Origin of the sequence: Methylobacter sp. (assembly GCF_023227905.1) — a bacterium.
Taxonomy (GTDB): domain Bacteria; phylum Pseudomonadota; class Gammaproteobacteria; order Methylococcales; family Methylomonadaceae; genus Methylobacter_A.
Genome location: NZ_JALOCF010000025.1, coordinates 24,431 through 47,828, shown reverse-complemented (window position 1 = coordinate 47,828; position 23,398 = coordinate 24,431). Strand labels below are relative to the sequence as shown.

The 23,398-nt window shown below is 50.2% G+C and carries 24 protein-coding genes; 13 read left to right on the top strand and 11 right to left on the bottom strand.

Features of this window, described 5'->3' with window-relative positions:
• Positions 1–250: 250 nt before the first annotated feature.
• Positions 251–634 (top strand): DUF302 domain-containing protein, encoded by a 384-nt coding sequence (locus M0R47_RS11465; RefSeq protein ID WP_292554680.1) that lies wholly within the window; start codon positions 251–253, stop codon positions 632–634.
• Positions 635–1,044: 410 nt separating this feature from the next.
• Positions 1,045–1,737 carry a phospholipase D family protein gene (locus tag M0R47_RS11460; RefSeq protein ID WP_292554679.1) on the top strand — a complete coding sequence of 231 codons (693 nt, stop codon included), beginning with the start codon at positions 1,045–1,047 and terminating at the stop codon, positions 1,735–1,737.
• Positions 1,738–1,920: 183 nt separating this feature from the next.
• On the opposite strand, the gene M0R47_RS11455 is transcribed toward M0R47_RS11460, so the two are convergent.
• From M0R47_RS11455 to M0R47_RS11430, 6 genes are all read right to left on the bottom strand, one after another.
• On the bottom strand, positions 1,921–2,400 hold the full coding sequence (locus M0R47_RS11455; RefSeq protein ID WP_292554677.1) for a low affinity iron permease family protein: 480 nt from the start codon (positions 2,398–2,400) through the stop codon (positions 1,921–1,923).
• 102 nt (positions 2,401–2,502) lie between these two features.
• A complete protein-coding gene (locus tag M0R47_RS11450) occupies positions 2,503–2,637 on the bottom strand; it encodes a hypothetical protein (protein WP_292554674.1) in 135 nt (44 codons plus the stop codon).
• Between the two features lie 3 nt (positions 2,638–2,640).
• Entirely contained in the window at positions 2,641–3,285 is a 645-nt protein-coding gene (locus M0R47_RS11445; protein WP_292554671.1) for a DUF3047 domain-containing protein, read from the bottom strand.
• A 56-nt stretch (positions 3,286–3,341) separates the two neighbouring features.
• The gene (locus M0R47_RS11440) at positions 3,342–3,563 is read right to left on the bottom strand and encodes a GDCCVxC domain-containing (seleno)protein (protein ID WP_292554668.1); all 222 of its coding nucleotides are present in this window, start codon (positions 3,561–3,563) and stop codon (positions 3,342–3,344) included.
• Positions 3,564–3,605: 42 nt separating this feature from the next.
• A complete protein-coding gene (locus M0R47_RS11435) occupies positions 3,606–4,700 on the bottom strand; it encodes an inorganic phosphate transporter (RefSeq protein ID WP_292554665.1) in 1,095 nt (364 codons plus the stop codon).
• 215 nt (positions 4,701–4,915) lie between these two features.
• Positions 4,916–5,428, bottom strand: a complete 513-nt coding sequence (locus M0R47_RS11430; RefSeq protein ID WP_292554662.1) for a DUF1269 domain-containing protein — start codon at positions 5,426–5,428, stop codon at positions 4,916–4,918.
• Between the two features lie 290 nt (positions 5,429–5,718).
• On the opposite strand from M0R47_RS11430, the gene M0R47_RS11425 reads away from it, so the two are divergent.
• From M0R47_RS11425 to M0R47_RS11390, 8 genes are all read left to right on the top strand, one after another.
• Positions 5,719–6,984 (top strand): glutaredoxin, encoded by a 1,266-nt coding sequence (locus M0R47_RS11425; RefSeq protein ID WP_292554659.1) that lies wholly within the window; start codon positions 5,719–5,721, stop codon positions 6,982–6,984.
• On the top strand, positions 6,944–7,378 hold the full coding sequence (locus M0R47_RS11420) for an archease (RefSeq protein ID WP_292554657.1): 435 nt from the start codon (positions 6,944–6,946) through the stop codon (positions 7,376–7,378). The genes M0R47_RS11425 and M0R47_RS11420 overlap by 41 nt, the downstream gene beginning before the upstream one ends.
• 12 nt (positions 7,379–7,390) lie before the next feature.
• Positions 7,391–8,821: an RtcB family protein gene (locus M0R47_RS11415; protein ID WP_292554654.1), complete on the top strand. Its 1,431-nt coding sequence runs from the start codon at positions 7,391–7,393 to the stop codon at positions 8,819–8,821.
• A gap of 409 nt (positions 8,822–9,230) precedes the next feature.
• Positions 9,231–10,376, top strand: a complete 1,146-nt coding sequence (locus M0R47_RS11410) for an ABC transporter permease (RefSeq protein ID WP_292554651.1) — start codon at positions 9,231–9,233, stop codon at positions 10,374–10,376.
• Positions 10,373–11,140, top strand: a complete 768-nt coding sequence (locus M0R47_RS11405) for an ATP-binding cassette domain-containing protein (RefSeq protein WP_292554650.1) — start codon at positions 10,373–10,375, stop codon at positions 11,138–11,140. The genes M0R47_RS11410 and M0R47_RS11405 overlap by 4 nt, the downstream gene beginning before the upstream one ends.
• A gap of 17 nt (positions 11,141–11,157) precedes the next feature.
• Positions 11,158–12,150 carry an MlaD family protein gene (locus M0R47_RS11400; protein WP_292554646.1) on the top strand — a complete coding sequence of 331 codons (993 nt, stop codon included), beginning with the start codon at positions 11,158–11,160 and terminating at the stop codon, positions 12,148–12,150.
• A 12-nt stretch (positions 12,151–12,162) separates the two neighbouring features.
• Complete coding sequence (locus M0R47_RS11395) at positions 12,163–12,777, top strand: PqiC family protein (protein ID WP_292554643.1); 615 nt, start codon at positions 12,163–12,165, stop codon at positions 12,775–12,777.
• Positions 12,778–12,961: 184 nt separating this feature from the next.
• A complete protein-coding gene (locus tag M0R47_RS11390) occupies positions 12,962–13,714 on the top strand; it encodes a DUF72 domain-containing protein (protein ID WP_292554640.1) in 753 nt (250 codons plus the stop codon).
• 35 nt (positions 13,715–13,749) lie between these two features.
• Here the strand turns inward: M0R47_RS11390 and M0R47_RS11385 are convergent, their stop codons facing one another.
• Positions 13,750–14,547 (bottom strand): FRG domain-containing protein, encoded by a 798-nt coding sequence (locus M0R47_RS11385; RefSeq protein ID WP_292554637.1) that lies wholly within the window; start codon positions 14,545–14,547, stop codon positions 13,750–13,752.
• A 261-nt stretch (positions 14,548–14,808) separates the two neighbouring features.
• On the opposite strand from M0R47_RS11385, the gene M0R47_RS11380 reads away from it, so the two are divergent.
• Positions 14,809–15,138: a DUF2845 domain-containing protein gene (locus M0R47_RS11380; protein ID WP_292554634.1), complete on the top strand. Its 330-nt coding sequence runs from the start codon at positions 14,809–14,811 to the stop codon at positions 15,136–15,138.
• Positions 15,139–15,202: 64 nt separating this feature from the next.
• Here M0R47_RS11380 and M0R47_RS11375 read toward each other — a convergent pair whose 3' ends face one another.
• The 4 genes from M0R47_RS11375 to M0R47_RS11360 form a co-directional block, all read right to left on the bottom strand.
• On the bottom strand, positions 15,203–16,879 hold the full coding sequence (locus M0R47_RS11375) for an AarF/UbiB family protein (protein ID WP_292554630.1): 1,677 nt from the start codon (positions 16,877–16,879) through the stop codon (positions 15,203–15,205).
• 15 nt (positions 16,880–16,894) lie between these two features.
• The gene (locus M0R47_RS11370) at positions 16,895–17,524 is read right to left on the bottom strand and encodes a DUF6781 family protein (RefSeq protein ID WP_292554627.1); all 630 of its coding nucleotides are present in this window, start codon (positions 17,522–17,524) and stop codon (positions 16,895–16,897) included.
• Between the two features lie 198 nt (positions 17,525–17,722).
• Complete coding sequence (ahcY, locus tag M0R47_RS11365; protein ID WP_292554624.1) at positions 17,723–18,982, bottom strand: adenosylhomocysteinase; 1,260 nt, start codon at positions 18,980–18,982, stop codon at positions 17,723–17,725.
• A complete protein-coding gene (locus M0R47_RS11360; protein WP_292554621.1) occupies positions 18,975–19,679 on the bottom strand; it encodes a protein-L-isoaspartate(D-aspartate) O-methyltransferase in 705 nt (234 codons plus the stop codon). The genes ahcY and M0R47_RS11360 overlap by 8 nt, the downstream gene beginning before the upstream one ends.
• Positions 19,680–20,045: 366 nt before the next feature.
• Here M0R47_RS11360 and M0R47_RS11355 point away from each other — a divergent pair, with 366 nt between their 5' ends.
• Both M0R47_RS11355 and M0R47_RS11350 read left to right on the top strand, forming a co-directional pair.
• Positions 20,046–21,068 (top strand): zinc-dependent alcohol dehydrogenase family protein, encoded by a 1,023-nt coding sequence (locus M0R47_RS11355; RefSeq protein ID WP_292554618.1) that lies wholly within the window; start codon positions 20,046–20,048, stop codon positions 21,066–21,068.
• 744 nt (positions 21,069–21,812) lie between these two features.
• Positions 21,813–23,162 (top strand): HDOD domain-containing protein, encoded by a 1,350-nt coding sequence (locus tag M0R47_RS11350; protein WP_292554615.1) that lies wholly within the window; start codon positions 21,813–21,815, stop codon positions 23,160–23,162.
• Positions 23,163–23,398 lie beyond the last annotated feature (236 nt).

Here is a 23,398-nt window from a genome sequence, read left to right as displayed (position 1 = left end):
GCCCCTACCGGGCTGCAAATGTCATTGATGAGATTTCAATCGAAAGCAGTGAGCCTTTCACAATTTCTATGGAGTCTTGTTATGGGATGGGTGGTAACTTCAAATGCAACTCCATTCGGGTGGCAAACTTCCATGCCTAACCATGGCGTTCAACCGGAGCGCGGTTATAATGCGATTTTGTTTTTCAGCTTTCCGAGCCGCGCCCGGTTAGCTTTACATTATGTGTTGACTACAAAGATGGAGGTGACCCATGTACTACATTGTTGAGACCGGAAAATCATTCGAACAGGCGTCGGTGGACCTTGATTCAGCAGTTAAACGGCACGGTTTTGGGGTGCTGTACGTCCACGATTTAGGGACCGCCCTTCGCAGTAAAGGCATTTCATTTGATGAGCAGTGCAAGATTTTCGAGGTCTGCAATCCGGAGCAGGCCGCGAAGGTTCTGTCAACCGATATGCGTCTAAACATGGCGCTACCGTGTCGTATCTCGGTGTTCACGGAAAAAGGTAAAACGAAGATCGGCCTGATCGAGCCGGCTGAAATGCTTTCGGCGTTATCCCAAGATGCCGCATTGGCGCAAATTGCCAGAGAAGTTGAGGAAAAAACCAAGCGAATGGTTGACGAGGCGAAATGAGTTCGTAGTTGGGTTAGCACAAAAGCACGGGGTCAGGTCTTGCAACCACACATCCAGCCTCTCAAGCCCGGTAGGGGCGCATCGTGCCCATTTCGGAACCCAAGCGTACTGGGCATTTTGATTCTTGATATGAATTGTCCGTTGGAATGCTTTGAAAGCAACCCGACTTTTGGCGTTTGTAAACGGGGCGCGATGCGCCCCCTACCGGGCTATGCTTATAAATCCCCGCCCTAACGAATAAGGTTAGATTGTGTGAGCGATAGCGAACCACAATCTGAACATGGAGTTCAACCGGAGCGCGGTTATAATACGGTTTTATTTTTCGCTTTCTGGGCCGTGCCTGGTTAGCTTTACGTTAGGCGTTCACCAATAATTTCGCTAAATTTAATATTCAACATAAAGAGCATCGAATGGCAAAGTTTTTAAATACCAGCGCAACAAACTATTACCTCGAAGAGCTAATCAAAGATGCCAAAGATAGGCTTATCTTGATTAGCCCATTTTTGAAGCTCAACGATAGAATGAAGGAGCTTTTAGCTGACAAGAATCGCTTGAAAATTGATGTCCGTATAGTGTACGGAAAAAGCGAGCTTCAACCCGAAGAAATTAACTGGCTCAAAGAACTCACTTATATCCGCACCAGTTTTTGTAAGAATCTTCACGCGAAATGTTACCTCAATGAAGAACTATGCATCATTACCAGCCTTAATCTCTACGAATTTAGCCAAGTCAATAACAACGAAATGGGCGTTTTAATTCGTCGGCCTGATGATGTCGATCTCTACAAAGATGCCTACGAAGAAGCACAGCGTATTATCCGTATCAGTGATGAGGTTCGTATTTCACTCGAACGGGTAACAAGCGAACCTGAAAATGGGACGGAAACCGGGGAATCCTTAGATAAACTTACTTCATCCAAGTTAGCCCAAAAATTCGGAATCAAAACCAACGAGTTAATTGAAAAATTGGTTTTCACTGGCCACCTTGAGCTAAAAGAAGGAAAGCATTACCTCACAACTAAAGGCAAGGAAGTTGGCGGCGAATTTCGTAAAAGCCCAAAGTTTGGTTTTTACTTTCTCTGGCCGGAAAACCTCAAGTTATAATTCAGCCCGGTAGGGCGCACGATACGCTCTACCGGGCTTCAAACCCACATGGGGTTATCTCATGCCGTGAGCTGGTCGGCGACTAGCCATACCAGAGATATTTGATCGCTACCGGACTTTTTTGAAACCTTAAAAAGTCCGGAAACCACGTTTATTTTTTCCAGACAGGTTGTTCAACAGTCTTTAGTAAGTGGCTCGCTTGGACTTATCCGCTTCTTTCTTTGCCTCTCTGGCTTCTTTCGCCAATGCTATGTAATGTTGGCGCAACAATATGAGTTCTTCCTCTTCTATTTCTTCTAAATCAAGCAGTGCATTATTGGCGCCTCCAAAAGCCCGAATCAATTCATCCAATTTTACTTGCATAGCTTCCGTATCCCGGTTTTGGGTGTGCTGAATCAGGAACACCATCAGAAAGGTAATGATGGTCGTTGCGGTATTGATGATCAGCTGCCAAGTATCGCTAAAACCAAAAAGGGGGCCGCTGATAAACCAGATCAGAATAACGCCTATGGCAACATTGAAAGCAAAAGGCCTTCCGGACAAATGACTGAATAATCGGGCGAAATGGTCGAACTTGGTATTCCAGTAGGCGGCTTTCTCCATGTTATTTGGAAAATCAAGGACCTGCTTTTTAAAAAACTCCACGAGTGAATGGCTATTCATGTGATGCGCTCCATTGGTTCTAATTACGGGTTGATGGGTGTAGGCTCGGAAAACTCAGTCATGCTGTTTTTCAAAACTAAGTGCCTGAATATAAGTTTCCAGCTAAGGCTCAATACTGGAGTGCAGGCTCTGCCTGCTTTGCAAGCGGAGCTTGCACTCCAAGGCGACGCCGGTTAAATCAAGGGCATGAAGATTTACATCTTCGGCAAGCGCCAGCAGCGGTTGGGTATCGTGCATGTATTAATCCTGGGAAAACCAAATATCGCCATAAAAGGCGAAAACTTGCCCGCCGCCATTATCAGTATCGGTCATCAGCGCCACTGCATCGATAAACCGAAAATCTTCGCCGAGCAGCTTTTGCAGATCGTCACGGACATTACGCTTTTCGCTGTACCAGACATTTGTCGATGCTTCCGGGTCGCGCAGAGCTATCATCATCGCATGGTCGCCGGCAAAGGCATTAGGCCAGACTTTACCCTTTGATGTATTGCTCGCCCAGACATAATTAATTGCCTTGGTTTGCCAAAACGCCAGGCCACCCTTGACCACGACATAAATACGGGCGGCATAATCGTCACCGGCCTTGCTTTGCTCATTCAGTCCGCTCAAGCGATTGGCAATGCGCCACGACCAATTCAGGAACGGCGTTTTCTCGAGATCGATGCGTTGTTCCTTGAATAATCCTGAAGCTGCGGCTTGACTGTCGGCTTTTAGCGCCACGACGCCATCCAGGGTTTGCAACTGGTAACGGGTTTCGTCTTTAAAACGCTTGTGCTCCCAACCATCCAGACGGTTGCGGCTGAATTCGCCAAGCGGCAGTTGGGGTTCGGCAGCAAGATGCTGCACCGGTAAAGCCATCAAAAATACGATAAACACTCTTTTCATGTTGACTCTCAAATCCCTTCGCAATTGAACCGCGTCAATTGTAGGAACTCGGCTCATCACTCGCAGCAGCCCGAATGTTTATCCTGATTCTGAACCGGAGGACAAGGGACGCTGCCATAAGAGCAAAATACGCAACAATCGCCGGATTTTGGTTTTAGTAAGTTATGGCAGCTTTCGCATTCGTAAAACCATTGACAGGCATCTGTGGGCATTTGCTCGGTTTTGCTGTGGCCGCACACCGGGCAGACCAGCGTGGATTCCAAAATGATGTTATTCATTGATTTCTACCTTGCAGAAAAAAACCTGATATTCATTGTTGCTTACCGGTAGCAAGCATAGATTGCAGCCGAGCATAAGGCAGCGCAAGGCAGCGTCAGCAACCAGGATAAGGCAATGGATGTTATCACCTCTGTGTTGGCCTTGCCGCCGGTCAGTCCTATGCCGAACAAGGCGCCGACCGAAACATGGGTCGTGGATACCGGCATGCCGAATTCACTGGCAAAAATCACCAGCAAGGCGGTGGTCAAATTGGCTGACAAGCCTTGGACCGGTGTAATAGGAACGATTTTATGGCTCATGGTTTCCGCTACCCGGCGGGCGTTGAACACGCCACCCAACAGCATCGCCACGGCAACCACGACGATAGTCCATTGCAAACTAAAGCCGGGCGCCAGCAACAATAATGCGGCTATTTTAGGCGTATCGTTGAGGCCGCGGGCAAAACACACGGCCCCGGCACTGCAAAAATGCAAGCTGTTTAGCATGCGCCCGGCATCAAAGCCTAACATGACGCCTGCATCGCGTTCAGCACAAGCGGCCTGTGTGTCCACACTGAGCTGAGAAAGATCGGCTGTCATTGTTGCATGGGGAGAATCTGCAAATTGAAGGCTTTCAGGTTGTTCAACGCATAAGCACAAAGGTTGATTAAACATGAACAGTTTATGTTGAAGCCGGTGCAACAACGCCGCCAGCAACAGCGCGGCAATCGGGCTTAACAGCAGCGGCAACACAAAATTGTTTAACAAGGGTGCCGGATTCAAGTCGCCCGCCGTTGCCAACAGCGTACTGCCCGCCATCGCCCCCAGCAAGGCATGCGTGGTGGAAATCGGAAAACCGAAGCGGGTCGCCAAAACCACTGTCATCCCTGCGCCACCGGCTACCGCAATCATGAACGGCAGTGATTGAATCAGTTCGTCAGGCGCCAGGCCTTTGCCGGAGAATTTGACTATTAAAGTTTGCGCCAGAAACAATGCGCAAATCGATCCGGCCAGCGTCGTCAGCGTTGCCCAGCTTAAAGCCAGTCGGTAATTTGCCGTGCCGCTGCCGAATAAGGTCGCCACACCTTTAAAATTGTCGTTGGCGCCGTTGGCATAAGCCAGAAAACAGACAGCAATGAATAAGGCGCTGGTAATCATTGAAATTCTCCTTTGCCGGCCAGGATAGGGAATCGAGCTAAAATTTTTCCGGTATTTTGGAGTGCAAGCTCCACTTGCAAAGCAGGCAGAGCCTGCACTCCGGCTTTGAACCCTAGCTGAAAACTTATATTCAGGTACTTATTACCGTAAGCCTTTAGGAGAACGATAAATCTTACAAAAATATTCAGGCTGTGGGTCTGATATAAATGTAACGCTTATGATGAGGGTAACGTTGGCGGCAGAAACGGTTCAACACCTTCAAAATCCACATCGGGATGATGTTTTTTTACCAGTTGCTTGATTTCTTCTATACGTTCTTTGGGAATGTCTACCAGAACCAGAAGCTCGCCGTTTTCGATGGCTTCTTCAAACTTCTGTAACCGGGTATTGCCCGAGTTCATTCCCATTAAACCGCTCATCATCGATCCGATGGTTGCACCGGCAATGACGATCCCCAAAAGCGGTCCTCCCGCAACCGCAAACCCGGCAAGACGCAAACCGATTAAGCCGGCCAATAATCCGGTGGTGCCGCCTAATGCCATGCCGCGCTCAACCGCAGGAAGAAAATCCGTTTTTATGCTTATTCCGGCTTCAGGCATATCTTCAAGCGGCGTATCCCTTTTCGCAAGAATATGAATATGTTGATCGTCTAGACCTTCAGCCCGGAGCTCGTCGACGATTTTATGGGTAGTGGCGAGATCGGGGGATAAAAAATAGATTCTTCTCATGGCGTTCTCCTTTGTTAATGAGATTCACATTGACGATGAAGTCCAATGAGAGGTTATACCGATTTTAAAATGCAATAACCGGACAGAGAAATCATTACCGATATCATAAATTTATTTCATTATGTTTCAATAAGTTGAACTACGTATTTCATCGGGGCTCATTGAGAGTATATTCTCGATATCCCACTGCAACTCAGGTATAAGAAATATTGCTGGGCAGAGAAATCGGTATCCGCAAAATGTTGTTTTGCCCCATGCCGCATAAAATCGGACGTTAACGAGGGGGTATCTTGAAATCGATAGCTGGATTGCTTGTCAGCCGATGGCTTTTGGTTTTCGTATGGCTATCGACTTTCGGCTTGAGTGCCACGGCATTCACGGAGACAACACCCGCTTTACCTGCAAAAGCCGAATCGGCCGATATTGAGGTTTTCGTGCGGCAGGGCTGCCCGCACTGTGCTGATGCGAAAGCGTTTTTGCAGTCCCTTAAACAGGAACAGCCGGCGCTTAGCATCATAATTCATGACGTCATTCAGGAACCCTCCGCGCTGGAGCGCTTGCAGCTTCTATCCAGCAATCAAGGCATAAAGACCGCAAGAGTGCCCGCTTTCAGGATAGGCGAGCAATTGATCATTGGTTATTCAAAAGAGACCCGCACTGAGCAGCTTATCCGTAACGCGCTCGCTAAAGCCCAAACACCCAAAACTCAGGATGATGCGGGCAGTTGCGATATCAAGGCAACCTTGCCTTGCGAAGCTGATCAACACATCTATTTCCTCGGCTACAGACTGTCGCTGGACGAGCTTGGATTAACGCTGTTCACGCTGGCGATGGGCCTACTGGACGGTTTCAATCCCTGCTCGCTGTGGGTTTTGATGCTAATGATCTCGCTGCTTGCGTCCATGAAGGACCGGATGCGGATGTTCACCATCGCCGGCACCTTCGTGGCCGTGGAAGGACTGGTTTATTTCATTTTCATGGCGGCATGGCTCAACCTGTTCCTGTTGATCGGCCTGTCGCGTTTCTCGGAAATCGTCATCGCATCCATTGCCTTGCTGGCCGGGCTAATTAATCTCAAGGATTTCTGGTTTCCCGGCCAAGGCGTGTCGCTATCGATTCCTGACTCTGCCAAACCGGGCATTTATGCCAAAATCCGGCAAGTTCTTCAGGCGCAGAACCTGACAGGAGCATTGCTCGGGACGGTGCTGCTGGCTCTTTTGGTGCAGGTTGTCGAATTCATGTGCACCTCGGGATTTCCGGCCCTGTACACACGGATTCTGACCATGAAACAGCTAAGCGCCACGAGCTATTACGGCTATTTGCTGCTGTACAACCTGGCTTATATGTTCGATGACATGATCATTCTAGCCATCGGCATCATCACGCTGAGCCAGCGACGGCTACAGGAAAAAGAAGGCCGTTGGCTCAAATTAATCAGCGGCCTGGTGATGGTGGGAATAGGCGCGTATTTACTCTTAAAATCGTCTGACATAATCCGTAAAGCGGGGTCGACCAATGAACAGCAAATTAGCCACACCCTACTGGGAACATTTTGAACACGGCGCGGACATCGGCATCCGCGGCATTGCGCCCACGCTTGAGCAGGCATTCGAACAGGCTGCGGTTGCGATGACTGGCGTAGTCACCCATCTTGATCTGGTGTCGGCATCGAAAGTCGTCTGCATCCATTGCGAAGCGCCCGACAATGAACTGCTGCTGGTCAGCTGGATCAATGAGCTGATTTACGAAATGTCCGCACACCGTCTACTGTTCAATCGCTATGAGGTAGTGATTGATGATGGCAAATTATCGGCGTCAGCCTTTGGTGAAGCCGTTGACCAGCAAAAACATCAACCTGCGGTAGAAATTAAAGGCGCTACTTTTACCGCTTTACATGTCTATCAACAAGCCGATGACTGGTGGGTTGCCCAATGTATTGTCGATGTTTAGAGGAGCTATACAATGGATATCAGCCAATTTGTACAACGCAACGCAACCTGCTGGGAAATCCAACCCAAAGGGGCCATGCGTGTTCCTGCGATTATTTATGCCGACGAACAATTGTTGGAGGCGATGGACCAGAAAGTTTACGAGCAGCTCGCCAATGTCGCGACCTTGCCGGGCATCGTTGAGGCCGCCTATGCGATGCCGGATGCACACTGGGGTTACGGCTTTCCTATCGGCGGTGTCGCCGCTTTCGATCCCGATCAGGGCGGCATCGTCTCGGCCGGAGGCGTAGGCTTCGATATTTCCTGCGGTGTGCGCACCTTGCACACCGGCCTTACGGTAGACCAGCTACAGCCGCATAAACAAGCGCTGGCGGATGTGCTATATCGCTCGGTCCCTGCCGGCGTCGGCAGCCGGGGACGAATACATTTGAATCATGACAGCATGCACGGCATGTTGACAGGCGGCGCGCGTTGGGCGCTTGAACAGGGTTTTGGCGAAGAGCAGGATCTGGAGCGCATCGAAGAACACGGTTGCATGGCCGGTGCCGAAGCGCACTACGTTTCCCCTAAAGCCCGCGAACGGCAGAAAGATGAAATGGGCACGCTCGGCTCGGGCAACCATTATCTGGAAGTACAGCGCGTCGCGGAGATTTACGACCCGGAAATCGCCAAGGCTTTCGGTCTGCGCAAGGATAGCGTGGTCATCACCATTCACTGCGGCTCCCGAGGGCTGGGGCATCAAATCGGCACCGAGTTTCTGAAAGACATGGCGATAGCGGCGCCCCAATACCAAATTACGCTGCCGGACCGCGAACTGGCCTGCGCACCGTTAAATTCGCCACTAGGCAAGAAATATCTGGGCGCGATGCGGGCGGGCATCAACTGTGCGTTAGCGAACCGCCAGATCATCACCCATCTAACCCGACAGGCTGTTGAGAAAGTATTCCCGGGCATCCATCTCAGCCTGCTGTACGACGTCTCGCATAATACCTGCAAGCTGGAACACCACACGGTTGACGGCAAAAAAAAGCCGCTGTATGTGCATCGCAAAGGCGCAACCCGCGCGTTCGGTCCCGGCCATCCCGATTTGCCGCCCGTTTTCAAAGATGTCGGCCAGCCGGTGCTGATCGGCGGCTCCATGGGCACCAGCTCTTACGTGCTGTGCGGTACTAAGGAAAGCGAAAAAAACTCGTTCAGCTCGGCCTGTCATGGTGCCGGGCGGGCAATGAGCCGCAGCCAGGCAAGCAAGCACTGGCAAGGCCGATTAGTGGTCGACGAACTGGCTGCGCGAGGCATTATTATCCGCAGCCCGTCGATGCGCGGCGTGGCCGAAGAAGCGCCTCTGGCCTATAAAGATGTCAGTGCAGTAGTGGATGTAGCGGACCGGGCAGGCCTGGCCCGGAAAGTCGCCAAACTGGAGCCGGTGATTTGTATTAAAGGTTGATGTTACGCATATGCATGATAAAAAAAGCGTAGTCCACGAAAGGCACGAAAAGCACGAAGAAAACAGAGCACATGGAAATAAGGAGGCCATCAGCAATGCAGGAGCAGGAGCAGTTGCCGAGGAGCGGAAGCTTTTCCGGCGCTTCGATTGCTGCCGATTAGACCTTCCAGGTTTTCAAAACCTGGAAGGTCTGCCGATCGGACTATTTCCCGCATAACGCCAGTTCCGGTTGCTGACGACTGCCGGGATGCAGAGAAATGACTGGATCATTTCCTGTCCTTGCAGTCGTAGAGGCGCCTACTTTGGGTTTTCGTGGACAGCATGTAACATCAGTTAAGGAACGATTTATGTTGAAGACAAGCCGACTTAAAAACCCTGCACTTATCGGCAAGGCTTGCTGGAGAATGCCATGAACACTGCCGGAACAGCATCGGGCCAAGTCAGCTTCATACCGGTCGACGAATCGACTGTGGCTATGAAGCTGAGCGGCAGTTGGAGCAATGACGCATCAATCAGGCCGGTCGAGCAGGTGCTCGCGGAACTGAGCGCCTTTAAAAATCTAAAGCTTGTTTTATTGCAAGCCCATGATCTTGCAGGATGGGATAGCCGATTGCCGGCTTATGTTCTCAAGATCATCGATTATTGCCAAACCCAGCATATCGAGGTCGATGCGTCCGGGCTGCCCGAAGGCATCCAGGCATTGCTCAAATTGGCGCGCGCCGTGCCGGAACGGGCTGGTGCACGACGCGCAACACAACAAAAATCGACGCTGGCTGAAATTGGCAAGACGGTCATGAACGGACTTAAGGATGCAAAAGGGCTGCTCGCTTTTATCGGCGAGACCCTACTGGCTTTCGCAACCCTGATCCGGGGCAAGGCGCGCTTCCGTAGTGTTGATTTATTTTTATGCATACAGGACGCAGGCCCTTCTGCCCTGCCGATCGTAACGCTAATCAGCTTGCTGGTGGGACTGATTCTGGCTTTTGTCGGTGCCGTACAGCTGGCTATGTTCGGGGCGCAGATTTATATCGCCGATCTGGTCGGTTTGGGCACGGTCCGGGAGATGGGCGCGCTGATGACGGCCGTGATCATGTCCGGTCGCACCGGCGCCGCCTATGCCGCGCAGCTCGGCACCATGAACGTCAACAGCGAGATCGACGCGCTCAAGACCATGGGCATATCGCCGATGGAGTTTTTGGTGTTGCCTCGCATGCTGGCGTTAATCCTGATGATGCCGCTGCTTTGCCTTTATGCCGACCTGATGGGCATGCTGGGCGGGGCGCTGGTCACGGTCAGCGCGTTCGATGTGTCCCTGATCCAGTACTACAATGAAACCCAAAAAGCCGTGGACCTGACCGATTTCAGCATCGGCCTGTTCAAAAGCCTGGTGTTTGCGGCGCTGATCGCGACAGCCGGCTGCATGCGCGGCATGCAGTGCGGACGCAGCGCTTCGGCTGTCGGCGATGCCGCAACGGCGGCCGTGGTGAACAGCATTGTCTACATCGTGGTCGCCGATTCGGTGATTACCTTAATTTGCGACCGGCTCGGCATATGACTACGCCGCATATCACCGTCACAAACCTGACCATGGCTTACGGGGATTTTGTGCTTCAGCGGGATTTGAACTTTACTATCGAGCATGGCGATATTTTCATCATCATGGGCGGCAGCGGTTGCGGCAAAAGCACGCTGCTCAAGCATCTGATCGGCTTGCAGCGCCCTGCCCAAGGCGATGTGTTTTACGAACGGCAGGACTTCTGGCGCGCCAACGACGAGGAACGCATCCGCATCATGCGGCGCATCGGGGTTTTGTACCAGACTGGGGCCTTGTTCAGTTCCCTGACGCTGGCCGAAAACATCGCCCTGCCGCTGGGCGAGTTCACCGGTTTGAGCCGCTATGAAATCGCCGACATCGTCTCCTACAAGCTCGCCTTGGTCGGTCTGGCAGGTTTCGAGGATTATTACCCGTCCGAGCTCAGCGGCGGCATGCAAAAACGCGCCGGTCTGGCCCGAGCCATGGCGCTCGATCCCGAGATTCTGTTCTTCGATGAGCCGTCGGCCGGGCTTGATCCGGTCAGCGCCAGGCTGCTTGATGACCTGATTGTCAGCCTGCGCGATACGCTGGGCACAACCATTGTTGTCGTCACCCACGAACTGGCAAGCATTTTCGCTATCGGCAGCAATTCGGTTTTCCTCGATCCCGACACCAAGACCATGCTGGCGACCGGTTCGCCCAAAAAACTGTTGGCCGAATCCAGCGATGCCAAGATCATTCAATTTCTGACCCGAGGCGAAAGCGATGCCAACAAGTCTGTTTAGAAGGGAGCACTATTGCTATGAGTAAACCTGTCAGTCCTACCGCTATCGGCGGTTTCACGGTCGGCGGTATTGCGCTTTTGCTGGTTGCGCTTTTCGTCTTCGGCGGCGGACGGTTTTTACAGGCCGATAAAGTCCGTTTCGTGATCTTCTTTGATTCATCGCTCAACGGGCTCGAAATCGGCGCGCCGGTAAAAATGCAGGGCGTCAAAGTCGGCCAGGTCACGGAGATCGCTCTGCAGATTGATCCGAAAGCCACCAAGGTATATAAGCCGGTAGCAATCGAGATCGATCGCAATGTTTTAACCAGTTCGGAAGGCACAGCTTTCCCCAGAGCCATGAACCGTAAAGAGCGGGAGGCAAACCGGGACAGGCTCGTTGCCGCAGGCTTTCGCGCCCGTCTCGAGATGCAAAGCCTGTTGACGGGTTTGCTTTACATCGACTTCGATGTGCATCCTGATAAGCCGCCTGTGTTTACCGGCCTTGAATATCATGGCCTGCTGGAGTTGCCCGCCATTCCGACCACCGTCGACGAAATCCGCAATACGGCCGAAGAAGTGGCAAAGAAAATAAACGAGCTGCCGCTGGAAGACATGGTCCAGGATTTATCAGCCAGTTTGCGCGAAATCAAAACCTTTCTGACTTCCGAAGATATCAAAAAGTCCAAAGTTGCCTTGGCCAATACCCTCAATGAAATGGAGAAAACGGTAAAGACGCTTAATCATAATCTGGAACCCTTGCTGACCAATACCAACAAAACAATGGTTAACACCAACGCATTGATCAATGATTTCAAACCCATCGTCGCCAACACCGACAAGACCTTGACAGCCGCAACCGCCGCTCTTGACAGATCGCAGGATTCGATGGCGAAACTGGACGGCGCAGTCGGGCCTGAATCGGATTTAACCGAGACCCTGGAAGCGCTCAAAGATACGGCTCGCTCGATCAGAAATCTGGCCGATTATCTGGAACGCCATCCGGAAGCGGTGCTTACCGGAAAAGATGACTAGAGGAGATTGACCATGCTTGTAAACCGACTCGTTTTTATTCCGCTGCTGTCTGTTTTAATCCTGTCTTTGGCGGCCTGCGTAGGCGGGAAAACGTCTCCGTCACAATTTTATATGCTGGAGCCGATTAGTGGCTTCGAGCACAAAGGCCCAGCCGGAACCTTCAAAAAAACCGCTATTGTTCTTTCGCCGGTTCACGTACCGCATTATGTGGACAGACCCCAGATCGTAACAGCCACCGGCAAAAACGCCTATCAACTGAGCGAACTCAACCGTTGGGCCGAGCCATTGGACCATAATATCGGCCGCGTATTGGCTCAAAATCTTACGGTTCTGGTACCGGCGGAAGTGTTTTTTTCCAACACCTCAACTACGGCAGAGCGGACGAATTTCCGGGTATCCGTCAATATTCTCGAGTTTCATGCAGACCCGCAAGGACAGGCCGGTTTGACTGCGCAATGGCAGATAACCCGCGGCGACGGAGCATTAGTGAATCGACAAGTTTCGTACCGTGCGCCGGCTTCGAGCTCCGACTACCGTATTATCGTGGAAGCGCTCAACGACTGCCTCAATCGCCTGAGCCGCGACTTGGCGGCTGAGCTACAGGGCTTGGCTAACCGCAAATCATGATGAACAAAGCGAGCCCTAATAAACACCGTAGGGTACGCATCGCGTACCATTTTCTGGATCAAATCCCCAAAAGGTACGCGATGCGTACCCTACCATTTTGTTTGAAGCCGGAGTGCAAGCTTTGCTTGCAAAGCAGGCGAAGCCTGCACTCCAAAATACCGGAAAAACTTTAGCTCGATTAGTTATGCATTCACTTCATATAGGCACCAGCGGCTGGAGCTATCCTGAATGGCAACAGCTGTTTTATGCCGGAATCGCCCGGAAAGACTGGCTGAAATTCTACGCTGAACGCTTTTCGGCGGTAGAAATTAACGGCACTTTTTATCATTTGCAGACTCCCGACACGTTTAAGAAATGGTCTGATGCAACCCCGGCAACATTCAGGTTCGCATTAAAAGCCAATCGCTACTTAACGCATAACAAAAAACTGCTTGATCCTGCGGCATCGATACTGATCGAAAAAAATCATGCAAACGCGCTCGGGAACAAACTGGCCGTGGTGTTATGGCAACTGCCCGGCCTGTTGAAAAAGGATTTGGCCCGTTTAAAAGGTTTTATTGACGCCTTGCAGCTATGGCCGGAGGTGCGCCACAGCATAGAGTTCCGGCACGAATCCTGGTTTGATGATGAAACGGCGGCTTGCCTGGCTCGAGCCAATATCGCGGTTTGCCTGTCGGATGCCGAGGCTTGGCCGATGTGGGATCGTATCACCTCAAGCCTGGTTTACATTCGCTTGCATGGGCATACACAAACCTATGTCTCGTCCTACAGCGACGCTGAACTGGCCTATTGGGCCGAGCGCATTGTCCAATGGGTTAGACAGGGCAAGGACGTACATGTTTACTTCGACAATACCGCCGAATGCGCCGCGCCTGTTAATGCCGGTATGTTGCGGAGGCTGGTGGGAGACTCTATTTTTCAGGAGCGCAGCCCTTGAAAGATGGAGCCGCGAAAAGCTGTTGCCTACCCCGATTACGCGTTCGGTCCGGGGCCATAATATCGCTTTAGCCAGCGTGAAAGACCGTCAAGCCCTGGAAAAAGCATGCGTTCGGTAACGTTATCTTGATCGAGCTTGTCCCGAATCTCCCACTTCAGTTCTTTGGGGATAATTATCCGGTCATACAGCGTAGAGTGCTCTTTTAAAAATTCGCTTAATATCAATTTGGCATCTGACATTACCGACAGAATCGCCCCTTGGTTAATGATGCGGGCATCCAATGACGGCGGTTCGAAAAATAATATAAAGGGTTCGTCAGGCCGCCATGTATCAAGTTTGTTCAGGGTTCTAATATTATCTTCCAGCATTTCTACAGAAAACAAATCTGCGCACGAATTATCTAGCACTTCCTTAAGTTTATCCGGAAGAAGCTTTTTAACTTCGAGTATATTGATTCTCCATATAGCGGCATCCTTATCGTAGAAATTTTCTTCAGCGGTAGCAAAATGCAGCGCAACCTTCGGAGCCAAGGTCCAATCCAATAATCGGGTAGGAAGCCCGTGATGTTGCGCTACCGAGAGCCGTATCCATAGAGACTCTCCTGGAATGGACCCCGTTTCCGCATATTTCTTGAAACTTCTGAGCAAGGGGCCTTCTACACTTTCAAACGCGCTCCCCATTCGGTAAAGGCTGGTTTCAAGCCCCCAGCTGCTGTCCGCCATGCCTCGATAAACATAATTCGATCGATACCGCCTATGCGTATCTTCATTAGGGGGAAGGTCATAAAGCACTTTATGAAGGTCCATCCAGTTTTCCGCACAAATATCTGACATAAAATCCTCAAAGTACCGCTATCGCTTCATGGACCGACCGTGGCGGATTTATGCTGCCGCCCCGGCCTGCGAGCTATAAAGAAAATACCTCGTCAAAGCATCTTGATCAAGCCCTGTAGGTCAGGCATGCTTTTTATGTCCGACATCACGGTTTCCATATAGAATGAATTCCCGGCCTGCCTTTCCACCACCCGATGCCGAACTGATGCCGGATTATTTTGATGACTGACTAATTTAGGACTTTTTCTTAAGGTTTACGCTATGAAAAATAACATTATAGGGGTCATAGTTTTAAGTTTATGTTGCTTGAATAGCGCCTATGCGATGAGGTGCGGACGCAATCTGGTTGTTGAGGGCGATTATATAGAAGAGGTCATTGCCCAATGCGGGGAACCGGACTCAATTCAAACTCACACCGAAGTAGTCAGCAGGACGTTACGTTTCCCTTTTAGAACCCTTGATACGACAGAATATATAGAGATCCGGGTAGAAGAGTGGATTTACAATCTCGGCCCTTCCCGTTTCCAGCAATACCTTCGTTTTGAAAATGGCGTATTAGTGGAAGTTAAAAGCTTAGGACGGGGATATTAAAGCAGTTCCCTGTCGTTATCCATGAAAAGCGGGAAGCATTGGGCTGTAAATTAAACCCGTATCGTTATTGCCCGCCTTTCCAAATAGAATGCAATAACCATATGCCAGCTACAGTGGCAAAAGCGTATCCCAGAAAGCCGAATGCCGGTAAGCCGAATAATTCCGGCCCGCCCTCTACCGTCATAATAATGGAAGAGCCGATAATAAGTGCGGCTGTCACTATACCCATGGTTAACCGGCTAATCGCGTTATCGATATGATTAACATACACGCCTAGACGCTTGACGTTAATATCAATCTGAAAGGCCCCCTTCCTTGATGCGCGCAACAGTTTACGCAGGTCTTTAGGCAAGCTGGATAAAAGGTCGCTAACGGTGATCAGGTTGCGCCATCCGCGCCGGGCGATAGCTTCCGGCCTGTAGCGCTCCTCCATGACTTTTTGGATATAAGGGGCGGTAAAAACCAGGGTATTGAATTCCGGGTTAAGATGCCTGCCCAGGCCATCCATAGTGATATAAGTTTTAATTAACAAGGTCAGATCGGCAGGCAGTATCAATTTATGATCTCTTAATATTGTCATCAGATCGCTCATCATGGCGGTAAGGCTTAAGTCCTTTAATGCCAGTGAGCTATATTGGTCAACGAAAGTCTCAAGGTCGATAGTCAGCATTTGCTCATCGGTATAAATATTTTCCGACCAATCTTCAAGTATCTCCGCCACTTTGTTTGGCAGATGGTTGGTCATGCCGTACAGCAAGCTGACCACCTGCTCCCTGCGATCTTCAGTTAAACGGCCAACCATACCGAAATCGATAAAGGCCAGTTTATTATCCTGCAAATAAAACACGTTGCCGGCATGCGGGTCGGCATGAAAAAAACCGTCTTCCATAATCATCTTCATGACCGCCCCGGTGCCGCGTTCGGCTAACAGATTTCTGTCCAGACCGGCTTGTTCCACGGCCGCAAGATCCCTGCCCTGAATGCCCTGAATATACTCCTGCACGTTGAGCCTTTCGCAGGTCCATTGCCAATAAACGTGGGGAATCCTGATATTAAGGTCATAGGCTAAATTGACGGCTATCCGCTCCGCATTCCTGCACTCGGCGGCCAGATCAAGCTCCCGGCGTAAGGACTGGTTAAACTGGCGCAGGACTTCTTTAGGGTGAAATCTTCGAATTTCCGTCGATTCAGATTCGGCAATATCGACAATGCGCTGTATAAGGCGCAAATCGGCTTCAATGAGTTTACGCAATCCGGGCCTGCGAATTTTTAAAATAACCGGCGTTCCATCCTTGAGTACGGCTTTATGAACCTGGGCAATAGAAGCGGCGGCGAGTGGGGAGCTTTCGACTTCCGTAAAAAATTCATCAATAGTGCCGCCAAGATCTTCTTCCAACTGGGGGAGCAGTTCCTCAAAGGCCATCGGCGGCACCTGATCCTGAAGCTTTTCAAACTCGGCTATATATTGCGGAGAAAATAAATCAACGCGTGTCGCAAGGATTTGTCCCAATTTGATGAAAGTGGGCCCCAACTCTTCCAGAACATGGCGTATGCGTTGCGGCGTATCAAGTTTCACATACTCTTCAACATGTTCCCAGCGCAACGCCTTACCGGCGCGTTCTATCGCCTTGCCCATTCCCAAACCGCGAACAAAGCTGCCGAAGCCATAGCGGATTAATACCGATGCAATATCATGAGCCCTGCCCAGGTCCTTGACTGCATTTAACATTTCCCACAGCATGTTGCGCTGCTGAGCTTATTTTTTGGAATGAGACGGCTGTAGGCTTTCTGCAATGCCCATGAGAATACCGCTGCCTATTTCCGCTAAAGCGGACGCTGTGGCAGCCGTACTCGAAATAATGAGATCCGCACTGATCTTCGGCAAGTCCGCAAGCGCATTCAGGGCTTTAAAGGATTGCTTGCCGACTGCCGTGCCGCTTTTCTGGGCGTGGGCAACAAAGTCGTTAACAATGTCGGCAACAGCCTGAGTACTGCCTTTGGCGAGTTTCTCCAGCGTATCGATAAACAAGCCTTCCATGTTCCGTATGTCTTTGATGGCTTCATTAAAATCATGCTGGGAAGACGCCTTGTATGCCGCCTCCTGAATAGCCAGCGTCGAGGCTTCCGTCGCAACCGCCAACGCATCATCCAATGCATTGGCCGCATGCACGAAAGCCTCGGCAGCATGCTCATCCCGGCCGGCTATACCCTCATCAATGCCTTGAACGACCGCTTTAGTCACATTTCGGATATTTTCCATATCCAATCGCCCTCTGGTCAGTGCTTGCAGGGTTATGTCCTTAACTTGCTGACGAATATCTGTTCCCGAGCTAACCACTTCCCGAACGGCATCGGTAACATCTTGTTGTTGGTTTGTTTCAGTCATTGTCGTTCTCCGGATCAATGTAATAAATTCAATGGCAATGAGCCATCATGCTGCGTTCTTGGATAAGCTCAATTGTTTGCTACAGGCCGGTAGGGTACGCATCGCGTACCGTTTTCAACCGAATCAAATCCCCAAAAGGTACGCGATGCGTACCCTACGGTGCTTTTTCCTATCGGCTCAGAAAGGACGATAAATGTTTCATGTACCCTCTTTCCATGATGACAGATAAGCTTGCTGTTCCGGGGTTAAACTGTCGATACTGAGCCCCATCGCCGCCAGCTTCATTGCGGCAATCTGCTGATCGATATCGGTCGGCACCGGATGCACGGTGTTGTCCAGATCGCCCCCCTGCTCCCATAAATAGGCAATGCTCAAAGCCTGGTTGGCAAAACTCATGTCCATGACGGTTGCCGGATGGCCTTCCGCTGCGGCCAGGTTGACCAGCCGCCCTTCGGCCAATAGCCGGATGGTGCGCCCGTCTTTAAGCTGATAGGCTTCGACGCTGGGGCGCGGCCGGTGTTTTTTTATCGCCAGACTTTCCAGTTCCGGAATATCGATTTCAACATTGAAATGCCCGGCATTGGCGATAACGCAGCCGTCTTTCATAATCGCAAAATGCGTTTGCCCCAACACATGCTTGTCGCCGGTTGCGGTAACGATAAAATCCGAACAGGCGGCGGCCTTGTGCATCGGCATGACGCGAAAACCGTCCATGGCGGCTTCCAGCGCCCGCAACGGATCGACTTCCGTGATGATGACTTGCGCGCCGTGGCCCTTGGCGCGCATCGCAATACCGCGGCCGCACCAACCGTAACCGGCAACCGTGAAGGTTTTGCCGGCCAGCAATATATTGGTGGCGCGAATAATACCGTCCAACGTGCTTTGGCCGGTACCGTAGCGGTTATCGAACAGGTGTTTGGTCATCGCGTCGTTGACCGCAATCACCGGAAATTTGAGCGCATGATCCGCCGCCATGGCGCGCAAGCGAATCACGCCGGTGGTGGTTTCTTCGGTGCCGCCGATAACATCGCGCAACACATCGCTGCGATTCTTGTGCAATTCGCTGACCAGGTCGGCGCCGTCATCCATGGTCAGTTGCGGCCGATGATCCAGCGCCTTGGCGATATGCCGGTAATAAGTGCCCCCGTCTTCACCGCGGACGGCAAACGTGGGAATCCGGTAATGCTGCACTAGCGCGGCCGCCACATCATCCTGAGTGCTGAGCGGGTTGCTGGCGCATAAAACCAGCTCCGCGCCGCCCGCTTTCAGAGTGCGGGCCAAGTTGGCGGTTTCCGTGGTGATATGCAAGCAGCCGCTGATCCGCGCTCCTGCCAAGGGCTGCTGTTCGGCAAAACGGCCATGAATGGCGCTCAGCACCGGCATTTCAGTCAGCGCCCAGTCAATGCGCTCGCGCCCTTGATCGGCCAGGGACAAATCTTTTACATCATGATTACTCATAGTGCCTGTCGCCTAAGTCCGAGTCTTTGCAGGTTGTTTCCGTATAAGAGCTGCTGGTCAGTGGTACAAAACTGACACCCAGAACACTACGGGCGTCAATTTTTCCGTTGGCCTTTTTTTCTACAACCATCAATTCCTGATAGTTGTACGGCAAACCGACCGGAATGACCAAGCGAGCGCCCGCGCGCAATTGATCAATAAGGGGCTGGGGAATATGAGGTGCGGCGGCGGTGACTATGATGCCGTCAAAGGGCGCATGTTCCGGCCAACCCAAACTGCCGTCGCCGGTTTTAATCTCCACATTGTTATAGCCCATTTTTTTGAGTTGGCGGTGCGCCTCGATAGCCAGCTCTTCTATTATTTCAAGCGAGTAAACCTGCTGAACCAGTTTTGAAAGAATAGCGGCCTGATAGCCGGAACCGGTGCCGACTTCCAAAATGGTATCGGTAGGTTTAGTGTTCAATAAGTCGGTCATCAAGGCAACGATATACGGCTGGGAAATGGTCTGTCCCGCGCCGATGGGGGCCGGGCCGTTATCGTAGGCAAGAAAGCGAACATTCGGAGGCAAAAACTTATGTCGAGGCACTTGTTTCATGGCAGCCATGACCCTGTCGTCCAAGGCGTTCTTTCCGATCAAATGCCGGGTCAGGTTAACTTCCGTTTTAATATCGTCCAACATGCGTTGCAGATCGCTCATTAGTTGTGCTCCCGGGGGTTATCGTTCTCGCGGCTATCCGTGACAACGCTCTATAACAATTCACGGCATGGACAGTTATTTCCAGCAACACTGCTCATGATTCGAACATGGCTCCGAGGAAGTTTCAATCGGTGCTATTACTTATAGCTTTGCGCAAGAAGCCGTAGCAGAATCAAACGACGCAAGGCACCGGCCGGTCGCTTGCGAGTGAATGGATGAAATGAAAACCGACAGCCATAAAGCCGCGGAACAAGATCCGTATAAATCGTCCTGTTTCCGGCAACTGGGCCATATAATTCCGGATAACAGCTCAATCTGTTTACACCTGAATTTCCCGCTTAAGTGGCTGCTTATGGAGTGATGCTCATGAAAGCTATGGTATTGAAAGCGCTCTGTAACTTGCAAGAATACTCCATGCCGCTGAAATTGATGGATCTGCCGGCTCCGGTTCCCGGTGAGCGGGAAGTCCTGCTGAAAGTTTTAGCCTGCGGGATTTGTCATACCGAATTGGACGAAATTGAAGGGCGCGCTTCGCCTCACTTACCGATAATCCCCGGACATCAAGTGGTAGGATGCGTCGAAGCCGTCGGCAGCAAGGTCGGCACTGTTAAATTAGGTGACAGAGTGGGCGTTGCGTGGATTTTTTCTGCTTGCGGCGTCTGTAAGTTTTGCCTGGCAGGTTTTGAAAACCTGTGCCCGCGTTTCGCGGCGACAGGCCGAGACGCCAATGGCGGCTATGCCCAATACATGACTGTTACGGAAACGTTCACTTACCCGATTCCGGAAACTTTCTCCGACCTGCAAGCCGCCCCTTTACTTTGCGCCGGTGCCATCGGCTATCGCTCGCTGCGCTTGACAGGCCTAAAGGATGGACAACGACTGGGACTGACCGGCTTTGGCGCATCGGCGCATCTGGTGTTAAAAATGGTTCAGTACCGATATCCGAGTTGCGAGGTTTATGTTTTTGCCCGAAGCGCAAAGGAAAGATCGTTTGCCGAAGAACTGGGCGCGGTATGGACAGGAGATACCATTGAACGAGCGCCTTATAAACTGGACAGCATCATCGATACCTCTCCGGCCTGGGAACCTGTTGTTGAAGCACTGGCAAACCTGGAATCCGGCGGCAGGCTGGTGATCAACGCGATTCGCAAGGAAGGCGACAAACGCAGCCTGCTGAACCTGGATTATCCTTTTCATCTTTGGCAGGAAAAAGAGCTAAAGAGCGTCGCCAATATTACCCGAAACGATGTAAAGGAATTTTTGAGCTTGGCGGCTGAAATGAATCTCCAGCCTGAAATTCAGGTATTTGCATTGGAACAGGCAAACGAAGCGTTGATGGAAATGAAGACGGGCAAAATTCGCGGCGCCAAAGTGTTGAAAATCGATTAACCGATAGACTTTCAGGTTACCCATTCTCCGTACATACTGCCGGGCGCTTCATGTAACAGCCAGTGGTCATACTAATAGTTATTTGTTGATAATGAACGAAGTGAATTTATCAGGTTGGTCTATTGCGGATAAAAATAAAAACGCTCTGTTATTCAAAGCCTGATACTTAAACCGGGCGCGACCGGTGTAGTCACCTTGGATGGACAAGGAGCCCGTTAAGCAACGGCGGCGGTATCATTACCCTGCTTGATCCAAGGCCTTAAACACCACGGCGTGTGCTATACCAAAGAACAAGCGCTTAGCGGCTGGACCGTTTTGTTTTAAAACTTTCACAGGATGTGCTGAATACAGTGAAGCGAGTCAATATGTCAGCCCATCTTCTTGGCACATTCTTAGCCCTCGCCTCTGTCAATATCGGAACAACTATAGAAAACATCTCCTACATTCCCGCCGGATAAACCTTGTTTGCCTGACAGGGCATGCTCCCAAATTCGGCAACATTATGCGCTGAATATCTCAATTAACCGCTCATACACCAGACTTAATCTTCTGCAAATACTGCAATTTAAAAGCCCGGCGAATATGTAATCGTACTTATTGACCCCGAAATCCCGGCTCACTATCCTAACGTCAACCATATATTGCCAACTGTTATGGTTGACTGTTTTTATTTGAGCTTTCTAATTTTGTCTTGAGAGCGCGAGATTAAAACATTCGATTCTGTTAAGGTTTGTTGCATCTATTTTGTCGATTTGCTGGAGTTTAATAATTATGTTTTGGAATCTTTTCAGGAAAAAACCCGCTCAAGCATTTGACAATAATATAGAAAAAAAGTTTAAACCGGAGATTAGCAATAAACCCTTACCCATAAGAAAAGTCGTTAATATTCCTGTTTCGTTTTTAAATAAATTGATCCCTGTTTCACAATTATTAGATGGAAAGGATATCCAGAAATTACAGATTACCGCTGCTAACTTCTTGCCCGGTTCGATCATATTTAATAGAGGGACAGAATCAGACTCCTTAATATATATTGTTAAAGGTTACGTCTACATGGAGTCTAATAATGGTTCAATACAAGAAATAGTTGCCGGTTCCTTTAAAGCCTTATATCCCTTGTCTGCTGGTAAACAGCATTGCATGACAGCAATAGCAAAAACCGATGTAACGGTAATTTATATTTCTCTGTCGGCCCTGCTGATGGAGCGCCCTGTTACTTCATTTGAAAATAAGCTGAATATTCCTAAGCATCTTGGAAACAATTCATTTTTTAACAGCTTTTATGAAAACTTAATACAGGGCGATCTTAAGACGCCTAACCTTCCCAATACTACAATAAAGTTTAACCAAGCCGTTCAGCAAGGCTGTGATATTAAGGCAATCACCAAAATCATTAATCTGGACCCTGTAATTGCGGCAAAACTGATACAAGTCGTTAACAGCCCGATTTATCGTTTGCCTGATCCGATCACCAGTAGTTTTGATGCCATTAACCGGCTGGGGTTACAAACCACTCGCAACCTGGTGACCGCTTTCAGCATGAAAAACCTGATAAAGTGTGAAACCCCCCTTATAAAAAAGCATATCCAGGATACCTGGATGCAAAGCATAAAAGTTTCCAGCATCAGCTGTATTCTGGCTCAACTGACTAAAAAAGTGGACCCTAATGAAGCCTTGCTCGCAGGGCTGTTGCATAATATCGGCGCGCTACCCATACTGGTTTTTGCCGATAGTTTGCCGGAACATACTTATCAATCAATTGACATCGATATTTGCATCAATGAAATGCAAGGCCAAATTGGCACGATTATTCTGGAAAAATGGGGAGTTCCGGATAAGTTAAAACAGATTCCTTTACAAGCCACAAACTGGTTTGCAGATAACGGCAAAGGCCTCGATCTTAATGATATTGTACTGTTAGCTAAATACCATCACCTTTTAAATAGTTTCAGCGACACTAAACTGCCCTTGATCAGCACCTTACCCGTCTTTCAGAAACTGGATAATCAACAGTTAACGCCGGAAATGTCTTTGCAGGTAATACAAGATGCCCAGCAACAAATCTCGGAAACAATGAAAGTTTTTATGGCTTAAATTCATTTTATTTCGCATTAGCGCTTTAGGACGATTTCCATACGCAATCGGCCATTCCCACGCACAATATCCAAAACATCCGACAATAATCCGCGCGAACATCGGGCTGGATTCAAGGCTCCGTTATAGCTTTGGCCGCCTCGTGCCATCACCGGATATTGGATCGTTGGGTAACGAAAGGCTGTTGCCTGATGCGCATCAACTTAAATATGGAGTGCAGGCTTTGCCTGCAAATT

Excerpts from the sequence above, each read along its gene's own strand:
- M0R47_RS11435 (WP_292554665.1), bottom strand. The coding sequence starts at position 4,700 with ATGATTACCAGCGCCTTATTCATTGCTGTCTGTTTTCTGGCTTATGCC.
- M0R47_RS11455 (WP_292554677.1), bottom strand. The coding sequence starts at position 2,400 with ATGAATAGCCATTCACTCGTGGAGTTTTTTAAAAAGCAGGTCCTTGAT.
- M0R47_RS11450 (WP_292554674.1), bottom strand. The coding sequence starts at position 2,637 with ATGCACGATACCCAACCGCTGCTGGCGCTTGCCGAAGATGTAAATCTT.
- ahcY (WP_292554624.1), bottom strand. The coding sequence starts at position 18,982 with ATGAGTAATCATGATGTAAAAGATTTGTCCCTGGCCGATCAAGGGCGC.
- M0R47_RS11395 (WP_292554643.1), top strand. The coding sequence starts at position 12,163 with ATGCTTGTAAACCGACTCGTTTTTATTCCGCTGCTGTCTGTTTTAATC.
- M0R47_RS11465 (WP_292554680.1), top strand. The coding sequence starts at position 251 with ATGTACTACATTGTTGAGACCGGAAAATCATTCGAACAGGCGTCGGTG.
- M0R47_RS11405 (WP_292554650.1), top strand. The coding sequence starts at position 10,373 with ATGACTACGCCGCATATCACCGTCACAAACCTGACCATGGCTTACGGG.
- M0R47_RS11430 (WP_292554662.1), bottom strand. The coding sequence starts at position 5,428 with ATGAGAAGAATCTATTTTTTATCCCCCGATCTCGCCACTACCCATAAA.
- M0R47_RS11410 (WP_292554651.1), top strand. The coding sequence starts at position 9,231 with ATGAACACTGCCGGAACAGCATCGGGCCAAGTCAGCTTCATACCGGTC.
- M0R47_RS11380 (WP_292554634.1), top strand. The coding sequence starts at position 14,809 with ATGAAAAATAACATTATAGGGGTCATAGTTTTAAGTTTATGTTGCTTG.
- M0R47_RS11355 (WP_292554618.1), top strand. The coding sequence starts at position 20,046 with ATGAAAGCTATGGTATTGAAAGCGCTCTGTAACTTGCAAGAATACTCC.
- M0R47_RS11370 (WP_292554627.1), bottom strand. The coding sequence starts at position 17,524 with ATGACTGAAACAAACCAACAACAAGATGTTACCGATGCCGTTCGGGAA.
- M0R47_RS11440 (WP_292554668.1), bottom strand. The coding sequence starts at position 3,563 with ATGAATAACATCATTTTGGAATCCACGCTGGTCTGCCCGGTGTGCGGC.
- M0R47_RS11445 (WP_292554671.1), bottom strand. The coding sequence starts at position 3,285 with ATGAAAAGAGTGTTTATCGTATTTTTGATGGCTTTACCGGTGCAGCAT.
- M0R47_RS11460 (WP_292554679.1), top strand. The coding sequence starts at position 1,045 with ATGGCAAAGTTTTTAAATACCAGCGCAACAAACTATTACCTCGAAGAG.
- M0R47_RS11415 (WP_292554654.1), top strand. The coding sequence starts at position 7,391 with ATGGATATCAGCCAATTTGTACAACGCAACGCAACCTGCTGGGAAATC.
- M0R47_RS11385 (WP_292554637.1), bottom strand. The coding sequence starts at position 14,547 with ATGTCAGATATTTGTGCGGAAAACTGGATGGACCTTCATAAAGTGCTT.
- M0R47_RS11400 (WP_292554646.1), top strand. The coding sequence starts at position 11,158 with ATGAGTAAACCTGTCAGTCCTACCGCTATCGGCGGTTTCACGGTCGGC.
- M0R47_RS11375 (WP_292554630.1), bottom strand. The coding sequence starts at position 16,879 with ATGCTGTGGGAAATGTTAAATGCAGTCAAGGACCTGGGCAGGGCTCAT.
- M0R47_RS11360 (WP_292554621.1), bottom strand. The coding sequence starts at position 19,679 with ATGAGCGATCTGCAACGCATGTTGGACGATATTAAAACGGAAGTTAAC.
- M0R47_RS11390 (WP_292554640.1), top strand. The coding sequence starts at position 12,962 with ATGCATTCACTTCATATAGGCACCAGCGGCTGGAGCTATCCTGAATGG.
- M0R47_RS11420 (WP_292554657.1), top strand. The coding sequence starts at position 6,944 with ATGAACAGCAAATTAGCCACACCCTACTGGGAACATTTTGAACACGGC.